Source organism: Streptomyces sp. NPDC052682 (assembly GCF_040678435.1).
Classification (GTDB): Bacteria; Actinomycetota; Actinomycetes; order Streptomycetales; family Streptomycetaceae; genus Streptomyces.
This window is the reverse complement of the sequence record NZ_JBFATS010000002.1, coordinates 501,134-513,666: the sequence shown is the minus strand read 5'-3', so window position 1 is coordinate 513,666 and position 12,533 is coordinate 501,134. Positions and strand designations below refer to the sequence as shown.

General features: G+C 71.1%; 12 protein-coding genes and 1 tRNA gene. 4 read left to right on the top strand and 9 right to left on the bottom strand.

The features are described 5' to 3' along the window. The first annotated feature begins 156 nt into the window (after nucleotides 1–156). Complete coding sequence (locus AB0K80_RS04835; RefSeq protein ID WP_365665819.1) at nucleotides 157–345, top strand: helix-turn-helix domain-containing protein; 189 nt, start codon at nucleotides 157–159, stop codon at nucleotides 343–345. Between the two features lie 58 nt (nucleotides 346–403). Further along, the gene (locus AB0K80_RS04830) at nucleotides 404–1,774 is read left to right on the top strand and encodes a site-specific integrase (RefSeq protein ID WP_365665817.1); all 1,371 of its coding nucleotides are present in this window, start codon (nucleotides 404–406) and stop codon (nucleotides 1,772–1,774) included. A gap of 177 nt (nucleotides 1,775–1,951) precedes the next feature. Here the strand turns inward: AB0K80_RS04830 and AB0K80_RS04825 are convergent. After that, nucleotides 1,952–2,033 (bottom strand) — tRNA-Tyr (locus AB0K80_RS04825). Between the two features lie 234 nt (nucleotides 2,034–2,267). Between AB0K80_RS04825 and AB0K80_RS04820 the strand changes: the two genes are divergently transcribed. Continuing rightward, nucleotides 2,268–2,756 (top strand): YajQ family cyclic di-GMP-binding protein, encoded by a 489-nt coding sequence (locus AB0K80_RS04820; protein ID WP_365665816.1) that lies wholly within the window; start codon nucleotides 2,268–2,270, stop codon nucleotides 2,754–2,756. A gap of 127 nt (nucleotides 2,757–2,883) precedes the next feature. Here the strand turns inward: AB0K80_RS04820 and AB0K80_RS04815 are convergent, their stop codons facing one another. Continuing rightward, nucleotides 2,884–3,150 (bottom strand): GlsB/YeaQ/YmgE family stress response membrane protein, encoded by a 267-nt coding sequence (locus AB0K80_RS04815; protein WP_365665814.1) that lies wholly within the window; start codon nucleotides 3,148–3,150, stop codon nucleotides 2,884–2,886. Nucleotides 3,151–3,314: 164 nt separating this feature from the next. Between AB0K80_RS04815 and AB0K80_RS04810 the strand changes: the two genes are divergently transcribed. Then, complete coding sequence (locus AB0K80_RS04810) at nucleotides 3,315–4,565, top strand: APC family permease (protein ID WP_365665812.1); 1,251 nt, start codon at nucleotides 3,315–3,317, stop codon at nucleotides 4,563–4,565. A 232-nt stretch (nucleotides 4,566–4,797) separates the two neighbouring features. Here AB0K80_RS04810 and AB0K80_RS04805 read toward each other — a convergent pair whose 3' ends face one another. The 7 genes from AB0K80_RS04805 to AB0K80_RS04775 form a co-directional block, all read right to left on the bottom strand. Next, entirely contained in the window at nucleotides 4,798–5,190 is a 393-nt protein-coding gene (locus tag AB0K80_RS04805; protein WP_365665810.1) for a YccF domain-containing protein, read from the bottom strand. Beyond that, complete coding sequence (gene htpX / locus AB0K80_RS04800; RefSeq protein ID WP_365665808.1) at nucleotides 5,187–6,050, bottom strand: zinc metalloprotease HtpX; 864 nt, start codon at nucleotides 6,048–6,050, stop codon at nucleotides 5,187–5,189. The genes AB0K80_RS04805 and htpX overlap by 4 nt, the downstream gene beginning before the upstream one ends. Nucleotides 6,051–6,310: 260 nt before the next feature. Further along, nucleotides 6,311–7,843, bottom strand: coding sequence for an NADH-quinone oxidoreductase subunit N (locus AB0K80_RS04795; RefSeq protein WP_365665791.1), 1,533 nt, complete (start codon nucleotides 7,841–7,843; stop codon nucleotides 6,311–6,313). After that, nucleotides 7,840–9,414 (bottom strand): NADH-quinone oxidoreductase subunit M, encoded by a 1,575-nt coding sequence (locus AB0K80_RS04790; protein WP_365665789.1) that lies wholly within the window; start codon nucleotides 9,412–9,414, stop codon nucleotides 7,840–7,842. Before AB0K80_RS04790 ends, AB0K80_RS04795 begins: the two co-directional genes overlap by 4 nt. 6 nt (nucleotides 9,415–9,420) lie before the next feature. Beyond that, nucleotides 9,421–11,415: an NADH-quinone oxidoreductase subunit L gene (locus AB0K80_RS04785; protein ID WP_365665787.1), complete on the bottom strand. Its 1,995-nt coding sequence runs from the start codon at nucleotides 11,413–11,415 to the stop codon at nucleotides 9,421–9,423. Beyond that, nucleotides 11,412–11,810 (bottom strand): NADH-quinone oxidoreductase subunit NuoK, encoded by a 399-nt coding sequence (nuoK, locus tag AB0K80_RS04780; protein ID WP_365665786.1) that lies wholly within the window; start codon nucleotides 11,808–11,810, stop codon nucleotides 11,412–11,414. Before nuoK ends, AB0K80_RS04785 begins: the two co-directional genes overlap by 4 nt. After that, a complete protein-coding gene (locus AB0K80_RS04775; RefSeq protein WP_365665863.1) occupies nucleotides 11,810–12,496 on the bottom strand; it encodes an NADH-quinone oxidoreductase subunit J in 687 nt (228 codons plus the stop codon). Before AB0K80_RS04775 ends, nuoK begins: the two co-directional genes overlap by 1 nt. Nucleotides 12,497–12,533 lie beyond the last annotated feature (37 nt).

Here is a 12,533-nt window from a genome sequence, read left to right as displayed (position 1 = left end):
CTCCCAACCCTCCCCTTTTACAACCACCCTGTCCTCTAGGCTTACCTACACACCCCACACCCCCCCCCTCCCCGCGGTGAGTCCCTTCTCCCCACGACTCAGCGCAATGTCACTCCAACCTCCTCCCGTCCGATCCGCGCCTGACCGAGGAGTGCTATGACCCACCCACAGATGCTCAAACTTCCCGAGGTCCTCAAGGAGATCGGCATGAGCCGCGCCGCCTTCTACCGGATGCGGGCCCGCGGCCAAGCTCCGAAGCTCCGCAAGCTTCCCAACGGCCAGGTCCGTATCAGTCGCGCCGACCTGGACGCGTGGTGGGAGAGCTGCACCGAGCGCGCCGCTTGATTCGTACTGGCCATCGGGCCCGCCCTTCTGGGCGGGCCCTTCCGCTGCCTGGAGAGCAATGCCCTTCACGTACGACGTTCGCGTCTACAGCATCGAGACTCGCCGCGACCGCCCGAAGCCCTATCGCGTCCGCTGGCTTGTCGGCCCCCAGAAGCACTCGAAGAGCTACACCGTCAAAGCGCAGGCGGACGGCCGCCGTTCCGAGCTCATGACCGCTCTCCGCAAGGGCGAGCAGTTCGACGTGGAGACGGGCCTGCCCGCCTCCGAGCTCCGCGCGCTGAACGGCTCAGTGACTTGGTACGAGCACACTCGGGCGTACGTCGACAGCAGGTGGGACCGCCTGCCGGCAAAGTCCCGCCGCAACGATGCCGACGCCCTCGCCACCATCACGCCCGCGCTGGTGAAGACCACGGCTGGCCGTCCGGCGCCCCGATTGCTGCGCCGGGCCCTGTACGGCTGGGCGTACAACAAGAAGCGTTGGGGCGAAGAGCCCCCCGCCGAAGTGGCGGACGCTCTGCTCTGGGTGGAGAAGAACTCCGTGGCCATCTCGGCGCTCGAAGACCCTGCGACACTCCGCACGGCGCTGGACGCCCTGTCGACGTTGCTCGACGGCTCCCCGGCCGCAGGACGTACTGCCCGCCGCAAGCGAGCCTGCCTGAGCGACGTTCTCGGGCTCGCGGTCGAACGGAGGTACTTCACGGTCCCCGTGAATCCCCTCACCACGGTCAAGTGGACGGCCCCGAAGTCCACCGAGGAAGTTGACCCGGCAAGCGTCGCCAACCCTCGCCAGGTCAGAGAGCTGCTCGAAGGGGTGCGTGGTCAAGGGGAGCGCGGCGCGCACCTTGAGGCCTTCTTCGGATGCCTCTACTACGCCGCCATGCGTCCCGCTGAAGCCGTGGGACTGAAAGCGTCGCAGTGCCACCTGCCCAAGCGCGGATGGGGCCACCTCACGCTTCGTGGCGGCATCGTCCATGCCGGCCACGATTGGACGGACGACGCCCGGGCCCACCAAGAGCGCCACCTCAAGGCCCGTGCGGTTCGGGACTCACGGGTGGTGCCGATCCCGCCGCACTTCGTGGCAATGCTCCGGTGGCACATCGAGCGATACGGCGCGGCTCCGGATGGCCGCCTGTTCCGGACCAGCCGCGGCGGTGTGATTCAGGACACGGGATACGGCGAGGTTTGGGCCGAGGCCCGGAACGCCGCCCTGTCTCCCTCGGAGGTGGCATCGCCCCTCGCCCGCCGACCGTACGACCTCCGGTGCGCCGGGGTCTCGTTCTGGCTCTTCTCCGGCGTCGACCCCATGGAGGTGGCGCGTAGGGCCGGGCACTCCGTGGCCGTGCTCCTGCGGGTCTACGCGAAGGTTCTGGCGCAAGCCCAGGACCGCGCGAACCGCCAGATTGAGGCTGGCCTGCGGGAATGGCACTGAGGTGGCGCCTCCCCCCGGGGGACGCCTGGGGGACACACGCTGATCAGGGGCGGGCCACACCTGGGACCAGGTGAGACAAGCCTCTCTTTTCGACCATTGCTCGAACGAGCGCGCTCGAATACGAAGAGACCCCCTCCGCTCTGCGTTCGCGCAGTTCGGAGGGGGTCTTCCCCAGTGTGGCGGCGCTAGGATTCGAACCTAGGAAGGCTGAGCCGGCAGATTTACAGTCTGCTCCCTTTGGCCGCTCGGGCACACCGCCGGGGTTGCTGCCTGTTGAGCCACCTTTCGGCGGTGCTCCCTGGCAACGACGTAAACAATACCCGATGGGGAGGGGTGCTTCGCCACCCGATTGATCGGCACCCGGTGGTCGGGGGGTGGCTAGGCTTGTCCGGATGCGGCCCGGGACCCTGCCGGACTCGGCGGCCGCCCGCGTATGCCGGTACGCACCCGGAACGCACCCCGATTCGCACCCCGATACAAGGAGCCACAGGACATGGCCGACTCCAGTTTCGACATCGTCTCGAAGGTCGAGCGGCAGGAGGTCGACAACGCCCTCAACCAGGCCGCCAAGGAGATCTCCCAGCGCTACGACTTCAAGGGCGTGGGGGCCTCGATCTCGTGGTCCGGCGAGAAGATCCTCATGGAGGCGAACTCCGAGGACCGGGTGAAGGCTGTCCTCGACGTCTTCCAGTCCAAGCTCATCAAGCGCGGCATCTCGCTGAAGGCTCTGGACGCGGGCGAGCCCCAGCTCTCCGGCAAGGAGTACAAGATCTTCGCGTCGATCAAGGAGGGCATCTCCCAGGAGAACGCGAAGAAGGTGGCCAAGATCATCCGTGACGAGGGGCCGAAGGGTGTGAAGGCCCAGGTGCAGGGTGACGAGCTGCGGGTGAGCTCCAAGAGCCGCGACGACCTTCAGGCCGTCATCGCGCTGCTGAAGGGCAAGGACTTCGACTTCGCGATGCAGTTCGTGAACTACCGGTAAGTCCGCGCGGGTGTGGGTTCACGGGCGTCGCGAAGGCCTGGTGAGACGCTGGAACCTTCCGGAGAAGGGTGGGCACCTGGCTGGTGCCCACCCTTCTCGCCTGTCGGCTGCGGTTCGATGGGCGCGGTCAGTCGCGCGAGTGGCCGAACAGGAGGCGGTAGACGATCAGCAGGACCAGCGAGCCGCCGATCGCGGCGGCCCAGGTGGCGCCGTCGTAGAAGTCCTTGGTGATCGGGTGGTCCAGCCAGCGGGCCGATATCCAGCCGCCGATGAACGCGCCGGCCACGCCGATCAGCGTCGTGCCGATCAGGCCGCCCGGGTCGCGGCCCGGCAGCAGGAACTTGGCGATGGCGCCGGCCAGCAGTCCGAGGATGATCCAGCTGATGATCGTCATGCCGTGAACCTGTCCTTCCGCGCCCCTGCCCACACCGCTTCGAACGGCCTCGGGCGGTAAGCCCAAGTCGCCTCGGCCGGGCTGCCGCGCGCGTTCATGTCGTGTTGGTGAACAGGACGCACCTCCGACGCCCGGCGGTTGCGCAGGTCGGTAGGGTGCGGCGCATGACACGACCCGGCTCCGAACTGCGGCGCACCCTCGGGGTGGGCGACGCGGTGGTCATCGGCCTCGGCTCGATGGTGGGAGCCGGCATCTTCGCGGCCCTGGCGCCGGCGGCGCGCGCGGCCGGGTCCGGGCTGCTGCTCGGACTGGCGGTCGCGGCCGTGGTCGCCTACTGCAACGCCAGCTCGTCCGCGCGCCTGGCCGCGCTGTATCCGGCCTCCGGCGGCACGTACGTGTACGGACGCGAGCGGCTGGGGAACTTCTGGGGCTACCTCGCCGGCTGGTCCTTCGTGGTCGGCAAGACGGCCTCCTGCGCGGCGATGGCGCTCACCGTGGGCACGTACGTCTGGCCTCAGCAGGCCCACGCCGTGGCGGTCGCGGCCGTGATGGCGCTGACCGCGGTGAACTACGGCGGTATCCAGAAGTCCGCGTGGCTGACGCGGGTGATCGTGGCGGTGGTGCTGGCCGTCCTCGCTGGTGTGGTGGTCGCGTGTCTGGCGTCGGGCCGGGCGGATGCCGGGCGGGTGGACATCGGCGCATCGGACGGTGCGGTCGGCATCCTGCAGGCGGCCGGGCTGCTGTTCTTCGCGTTCGCGGGGTACGCGCGGATCGCGACCCTCGGTGAGGAGGTGCGGGACCCGGCACGCACCATTCCGCGCGCGATCCCACTGGCCCTGGGCATCACGCTGGTGGTGTACGCGTGTGTGGCGGTGGCGGTCCTTTCGGTGCTGGGTGCGGACGGTCTCGGGGACGCGACCGCTCCGCTGGCGGACGCGGTGCGGGCGGCCGGGGCGCCGGGGCTGGCGCCGGTGGTGCGGGTGGGTGCCGCGGTGGCCGCGCTCGGCTCGCTGCTCGCGCTGATCCTCGGCGTCTCGCGGACGACGCTGGCCATGGCCCGGGACCGGCATCTGCCGGGCGCGCTGGCCGCCGTGCATCCGCGGTTCCAGGTGCCGCACCGGGCGGAGCTGGCCGTGGGCGCGGTGGTCGCGGTCCTGGCCGCCACGGTGGACGTCCGGGGCGCGATCGGCTTCTCCTCCTTCGGTGTGCTGGCGTACTACGCGGTGGCGAACGCCTCCGCATGGACGTTGGACGCGGCTCCGAGGGCGAGGGTGGTGCCGGCGGTAGGGCTGCTCGGGTGCGTGGTGCTGGCGTTCTCCCTGCCGGGGGTCTCGGTGGTGACCGGGGCAGGTGTACTCGCCGTGGGGGTGGCGGCGTACGCGGTGCGGCGCCGGGTGGGCGTGCGGGGCGTGTGAGCGGCCTGCGGCGTTTCAGGACGGCTGTATGACCGTCGGGCGTATGCGCAGGTCGGCGCCTGTACGGAGGTGAGTGGGTATGCGGTGGCCGGTGCGCGTGCGAAAGCCGGCCCGGGTCGGCCTGCCTGAGGAGCGGACGCTCGTGGTCTCGGTCATGCGTTCATCATGCAGAGCGCCACTGACAGCCGGGCGGGCCTGTGGAAAACCGCTGATCTGTGGAAAACCGGAGTCCTCAGCGGCTCGCGAACGGCTGGTCCGTGCGGACGATCTCGCGGCCCAGCGGCAGCAGGGAGACCGGGATCAGCTTGAAGTTGGCGATGCCCAGCGGGATGCCGATGATCGTGACGCACAGGGCGATGCCGGTGAAGATGTGGCCGAGTGCCAGCCACCAGCCGGCCAGGACCAGCCACAGGACGTTGCCGACGCAGGAGGGCGCGCCCGCGTCACCGCGCTCGACCGTGGTGTACCCGAAGGGCCACAGGGCGTAGATGCCGATGCGGAACGCCGCGACGCCGAACGGGATGCCGATGATCGTGATGCACAGCAGCACGCCGGCGGCCAGGTAGCCGAGGAACAGCCAGAAGCCGCTCAGGACGAGCCATATGACGTTCAGGATGGTCTTCACTGCTGGTGACCTGCCATCTTCTCGAGCCGGGCGATACGGTCCGCCATCGGCGGGTGAGTGGAGAACAACTTCGAGAAGCCCTGGCCCGGACGGAAGGGATTGGCGATCATCATATGGCTCGCGGTCTCGATCCGCGGCTCGGGAGGCAGCGGGAGCTGCTTGGTGCCGAGTTCGAGCTTGCGCAGGGCGCTGGCGAGGGCGAGCGGATCGCCGGTGAGGTGGGCGCCGGAGGCGTCCGCCTCGTACTCCCGGGAGCGGCTGATGGCCAGCTGGATGAGGCTGGCGGCGAGCGGGCCCAGGAGCATGATCAGCAGCATGCCGAGCAGGCCCGGGCCGTCATCGTCGTCGGAGCGGCCGACGGGGATGAGCCAGGCGAAGTTGACCAGGAACATGATCACGGAGGCCAGGGCGCCGGCGACCGAGGAGATGAGGATGTCGCGGTTGTAGACGTGGCTGAGTTCGTGGCCGATGACGCCGCGCAGTTCGCGCTCGTCCAGCAGGCGCAGGATGCCGTCCGTGCAGCACACGGCGGCGTTGCGCGGATTGCGGCCGGTGGCGAAGGCGTTGGGCGCGTCCGTCGGGGAGATGTACAGGCGCGGCATGGGCTGCCGGGCCTGGGTGGAGAGCTCGCGGACCATGCGGTACAGCCCCGGGGCCTCGAACTCGCTGACCGGGCGGGCCCGCATCGCGCGCAGGGCCAGCTTGTCGCTGTTCCAGTACGCGTACGCGTTCGTGCCCAGCGCGACGAGGACGGCGACGACGAGCCCCATGCGGCCGAAGAAGCCGCCGATGACGATGATGAGTGCGGACAGCCCTCCGAGGAGTACTGCGGTCCTGAGCCCGTTGTGCCGGCGGTGCACGGTACGCCCTCCAAGTGGTGCGGCAGGGAACCCTTCCTTGGTCTGCGATGCCCACTGGTGTCGTGGTGTCACGTCCAGTGGACCCTCCCGTACTGGTCAACGCCAGGCGGAAGGCGCGGGTTCCCTGGTGGGTGCGGCGGCGCGCGTGGACCGTCCGGGTGACGGCGGCACGCGCGCGTGGGGGGCGGGTGCCCCACGCGCGCGTGGCGAAAGCGGCGGACGCCGGCAGACGTCCGCCGCTGAGGACCGAGGGGTGAACGTCAGAACAGTCCGGTGTCCGTGAACCGCAGCACCAGCTGGGGCGCGCCGGACAGGGCGACGCCCAGGACGCCGGTGAGGGCGATCGCGGCGGTGAGGGGCGCGGGGATGCGGTGCCGCTCGGGTTCGCCCTCGGGGGCGCGGAACAGCAGGGCCGTCCACTGGAGGTAGTAGAACAGCGCGATGACGACGTTGACCGCCATGACCACGGCGAGCCAGCCGAGGCCCGCGTCGACGGCCGCCGAGAAGACGGTGACCTTCGCGAAGAGGCCGATGACGCCCGGCGGCAGCCCCGCCAGGCAGAGCAGGAAGAACGCCAGCAGCAGCGCGGTCAGCGGGCTGGAGGCGTACAGGCCGCGGTAGTCGGAGACGCGGTTGAGGAGCCGTGTGCGGGCCAGGAGCGCCGCCACCGCGAAGGCGCCGAGGTTCACGGCGCCGTACATCAGGGCGTAGGCCACGGTGGAGCCGATCGACCGCTCGGCGTCGTCGGAGTACGCGGCGGCGGCGATCGGCACCAGGAGGTAGCCGGCCTGGCCGACGGAGGACCAGGCGAGCAGCCGGACCGCGCTGTACGCGCGCGTGGCCTGCTGGCGGAGCGCGCCGACGTTGCCGATGGTCATGGTGAGCGCGGCCAGGGCGGCCAGGGCGGGGCCCCAGACGTCGGCGTACGACGGGAAGGCGATCACCGTGACGAGGATGAGGCCGGTGAAGCCGACGGCCTTGCCGACCACCGACAGGTAGGCGGCGATCGGCAGGGGTGCTCCCACGTAGGTGTCGGGCACCCAGAAGTGGAACGGCACGGCGGCCGTCTTGAAGGCGAAGCCGACGAGGGTGAGGACGACGCCGGTCTGGGCGAGGGTGTGGAGCTGCCCGGCGTCGGACTGGACGGTCTGGATGCGGTCGGCGACCTGGGTGAGGTAGAGGGTGCCGGTCGAGGCGTACACGAAGCTGATGCCCATGAGGCTGACCGCGGTCGCGGTGACCGAGGACAGGAAGAACTTCAGGGCCGCTTCGGAGGAGCGGCGGTCGCCGTGGCGCAGGCCCACCAGCGCGAAGGCGGGCAGGGAGGCGACCTCCAGGGCGACGATGAGGGTCGCGAGGTCCCGGGAGGCGGGCAGCAGGGCGGCGCCGGCCGCGGAGGACAGCAGCAGGAACCAGAACTCGCCCTCGGGCAGTCCGCCGCGCGCGTCCTTGAGGGCGGTGACCGACAGGAGCGCGGCCAGCAGCGCGCCGCCGAGCACCAGGAACTGGATGACCAGGGTGAAGCGGTCCGCTGTGTAGCTGCACACGCCGGGGTCGCCGGTCAGGCAGAAGGTGCTGCGGTCGCCGTCCAGGAGCGGCAGCAGCAGGAGTAGGGAGGCGGCCAGGCCGGCGACCGAGAGCCAGCCGAGCAGGGGCTTGCTGCGCGCGCCGACGAACAGGTCGGCGACGAGGACGCCGAGGCCGACGATCGCCGCGAGGGTGGGCGGCGCGATGGCGAGCCAGTCGACGGACTGGACCAGCGACGTGGCCAGGGGCTGGGCCAGGGAGCTCATCGGGTGCCTCCTGAGAGGAGCTGCTGCACGGCCGGGTCGGTCAGGCCGAGGAGGGCCCTGGGCCACAGGCCCGCGACGACGGTGAGGACGACGAGCGGGGTCCAGGCCGCGAACTCGTAACCGCGCACGTCGGTGAGCTTCGGCGCGTCCTGCGGCAGGGCGCCCATGCAGACGCGGCGGACCACGACGAGCAGGTACGCGGCCGTCAGCAGCGTGCCGAAGGCGCCGATCGCCATGAAGGTGAGGTAGGCCGGGCGGCTGAGGCCGCCGGCCGGGTCGAACGCGCCGAACAGGGCCAGCATCTCGCCCCAGAACCCGGCCAGGCCGGGCAGGCCGAGCGAGGCGACCGCGCCGAAGGCGAGCAGGCCTCCCAGGCGCGGGGCCTTGCCGTACAGCGCCGCTCCGGTCTCCTGGGCGAGCGTGTCGAGGTCGGTGGTGCCGGTGCGGTCCTTCAGGGCGCCGACCAGGAAGAAGAGCAGGCCGGTGATGAGGCCGTGGGCGATGTTGGCGAACAGGGCGCCGTTCACGCCGGTCGGGGTCATCGTGGCGATGCCGAGCAGGACGAAGCCCATGTGGCCGACGGAGGAGTAGGCGATGAGCCGCTTGAGGTCGCCCTTCGCGCCGTGCCTGGCCAGCGCCAGGCAGGCCAGGGATCCGTAGATGATCCCGACGACGGCGAGGGCGGCGAGGTAGGGCGCGAAGGTGCGGAAGCCGTCGGGGGCGATGGGCAGGAGGATCCGGACGAAACCGTACGTACCCATCTTGAGCAGGACGCCGGCCAGCAGGACCGAGCCGACGGTCGGGGCGGCGGTGTGGGCGTCGGGCAGCCAGCTGTGCAGCGGCCACATCGGCGTCTTCACCGCGAGCCCGATCCCGATCGCCAAAGCGGCGATGACCTGCACGGACATGGTCAGCGCCCCGTGGTTGTCAGTGGCGAGTGCCATCATGTCGAACGTGCCCGCCTTGAGTCCGATCAGGAGCAGGCCGAGCAGCATGACCACGGAACCGAGCAGCGTGTAGAGGATGAACCGCCACGCGGCCTGGCTCCGGCCCTCACCGCCCCAGCGGGCGATGAGGAAGTACATCGGGATGAGGACCATCTCGAAGGCGAGGAAGAACAGCAGCAGGTCGAGGACGGCGAAGGTCGCCAGCGTGCCGGACTCGAGGACGAGGAGCAGGGCGACGAAGGCCTTGGGGCTCGGGCCCGCAGGCATCGTGAAGTACGAGTAGAGCGCGCTGAGGAAGGTCAGCAGCGCGGTCAGGACCACGAGGGGGAGGGAGATGCCGTCGATGCCGAGGTGGATCCGTACGTCGAGTGCGGGGATCCAGCTGATGTCGGTGCTGGCCTGCATCTTCGACGGGTGGTCGTGGTCGAAGCCGAGCGCGAGGACGATCGCGGCGACGAGGACCGCGCCGGTGACGGTGACGCCGTGCCGCAGGACGGCCTGCTCGGGCGACTTCCCCTTCAGCCCGGGCGGGGCCGGCAGGAGAGCGGCTGCGGCCCCCAGGAGCGGGCCGACGACGACGAATGCCAGAAGGAACTGCATCACGGACTCATTGATATCGATCACGCCTGCTCACGCTCCCGTGGCGACGAGGACGGCGGCGACCGCCAGGACGACGGCACCGGCGAGCAGCGCGCTCACATAGGTCTGCACATTGCCGGTCTGGGCGCGCCGTACGGCGGTGCCGAGCCAGCGGGGTAGGGCGCCCGCGCCGCGTACGTAGGTCTCGACGACCTCGCGGTCCAGGAACCGGACGAGACGCGCGCCGGCCTGGACCGGGCGGACGAAGACAGCCGCGTACACGGCGTCCAGGCGGAAGCCGAGGGCGGCGTGCCGGTGCATCGGGCCGAGCAGCAGCCGCCCGGGGTCGGCCGGGTCGGGTGCGGCGGCCACGGTGCCGTAGGCGGGCTTGTGACTGGCGATGGCTTCGGCCTCGACCTGGGCGGCGTCGCCCTCCGGGTGGGCGGCGACGGCTCCCAGCGGGACGCGGGCCGCGAGGGCGGTGGTGTGCCGCCAGGCGGCGTAGGTGACGATGCCGCCGGCCAGGGCCACGCCGGTGCCGAGCACGGAGGTGGTGAGCGTCGGGCTGAGGTCGCGGCCGTCGAACCAGTCGGGCAGGACGCGGAACGCGAACCCGCCGAGCGCCAGGGACGGCACGGCGAGCACCCACAGCACCGCGGTCATCGTCAGCGGCTGGCTGCCGTGGTCGGGGGCCTCGGCGCCCCGGCCGCGGAAGGCCAGCAGCCACAGGCGCATCGCGTAGGCGGCGGTGAGGAAGGCCGTGAGCAGCCCGGAGAGGAGGACGATCCAGCCCGCGGAGGCGGGGGCGTGCTCGGTGTGACCGGTGACGACGTGCTCGGCGACGCCGAGGACGGCCTCCTTGGAGAAGAAGCCGCTGAACGGCGGGATCGCGGCGAGCGCGAGCAACGCCACGGTCATCGTCCAGTAGGCGTCGGGGACCCGGTCGCGCAGGTTCCGCATGCGGGACATGGCGGCCAGCGAGTTGGTGCCGGCGGCGTGGATGATCACGCCGGCCGCGAGGAACAGCAGCGCCTTGAAGGCGCCGTGCGTGAGGAGGTGGAAGACGGCGGCCCCGCGGTCGCCGACGGCGAGCGCGCCGCTCATGTAGCCGAGCTGGCCGATCGTCGAGTACGCGAGGACGCGCTTGATGTCGTCCTGGGCGAGCGCGGCCAGGGCCGAGCCGGCCATCGTGACGGCCGCCATGACGGCCAGCACCACCAGGGCGGCCTGCGAGGCCTGGAAGAGCGGGAGGAGACGGGCGATGAAGTAGACACCGGCGGCGACCATCGTGGCGGCGTGGATCAGCGCGGAGACCGGGGTGGGGCCCGCCATGGCGTCGGGGAGCCAGGTGTGCAGCGGGAACTGCGCCGACTTGCCCGCCACGCCGGCCAGGAGCAGCAGGGCGATCGGCGTGGGGTGGTCGATGCCGCCGCTCGCCACGGCGCCGAGGACCCGGGTGATGCGGAACGACCCGGCGTCGCCGGCGAGCGCGAACAGGCCGATGAGGAAGGGCACGTCGCCGAGCTTGGTGACCAGGAAGGCCTTGAGGGAGGCGGCGCGGGCCTCCGGGGTCTCCCAGTAGTGGCCGACCAGGAAGTAGGAGCAGATGCCCATGACTTCCCAGCCGACCAGCAGCACCATCAGGTCGCCGGAGTAGACGACGAGCAGCATGGCGGAGGTGAACAGGGAGACCAGAGCGGCGTAGGAGGGGTAGCGCGGGTCGTCGCGCAGGTAGCCCGTCGAGTAGATCTGCACGCAGGAGGCGACGACGCCGACCAGCACGGCGGTCAGGGCGGCGAAGCCGTCGATGTGCAGGGCCAGCTCGATCGGCACCGAGCCGGTGGGCGTGAGCTCGGTGGCGGCGTCGACGGCCTGGTCACCGCCCTGGCGCACGGCGACCAGCGCGGCGAGCACCAGGGAGGTGAGCGTCGGCAGGACGGCCAGCGGCCGGACGAAGCCGGGTGCCGTGCGGCCCAGCAGCAGGCCCGCGGCGGCGCCGAGGAACGGAAGGAGGGGGACGAGGACGGCGAGGGTGGTCGTGGTCACGCGGTGGCCTCAGCCTTCTCGGCCGGCCCGGCCTGCTCGGCCGTGAGGGCGGCGCTGTCGGGGCCGTCGGTGTCGTGCCGCTCGGCGGTGTCGCGGAGCTTGTCGATGTCCGAGGTGCCGCGGTTGCGGTGGACGGCCAGGACGATGGCCAGGCCGATGCCGATCTCGGCGGCGGCGATGGCGATGGTGAACAGGGTCAGGGCCTGGCCGGAGTGCAGGGTCTCCTCGGCGGTCTTGCTCAGCCAGACGTCGAAGGCGACCAGGTTCAGGTTGACGGCGTTGAGCATCAGCTCGACCGACATCAGGACCAGGATCGCGTTGCGGCGGGCGAGGACGCCGTACAGGCCCGTGCAGAACAGGAGGACGGAGAGCACGGCGGGATAGGCGAGGTGCATCAGCGGGCGCCTTCCTTGTCTGCGGCGGCCTGGTCCCCCGTCGTGACCGCGGGTGCCCGGTCCGCCCCCTGGCCTCCGGCGTCCTGCGCCTTCGCCTTGCGGGACAGGACGATCGCGCCGACCAGGGCGGCGAGGAGGAGGACGGAGAGGGCCTCGAACGGGAGGACCCAGTTCTGGAAGAGGCTCGCGCCGGTGACCTTCGTGGACCCGGCGGCCGGGCCGTCCAGGTCGATCCAGGTCGTGCGGAAGGCGTCCACGACGACCCAGACCAGGGCGGCCGCGGCGGCGACGGCCACGGTGAGGGCGGCCCAGCGGTTGCCGGAGTCTGCGTCCGGGGAGCGGCCGATCGGGGCCTTGGTGAGCATCAGACCGAACAGGAGGAGGACGACGACGGAACCGACGTAGATGAGGACCTGCACCCAGGCGATGAACTCGGCGGTGAGCAGGAGGTACTCGACGGCGAGGCCGCCGAGGGCGACCACCAGCCACAGGGCGGCGTGCACCAGTTGCCGGGTGGTGACGGTGACGAGCGCGGCGCCGAAGGTGACCAGGCCGACGAGGAGGAAGGCGATCTCGACGCCGGTCGGGGAGAGGAAGCCGTGGGACTCGGCGGCCGTGGTGGTGGCGGCGTGCGCCACTGTGCCGGCGTGCGTCACGGTGCCCACCAGCTCTGTGCCAGCGTGCATCACGGCGGCGGCGTGCGTCACGGTGCCGGCGTACGTC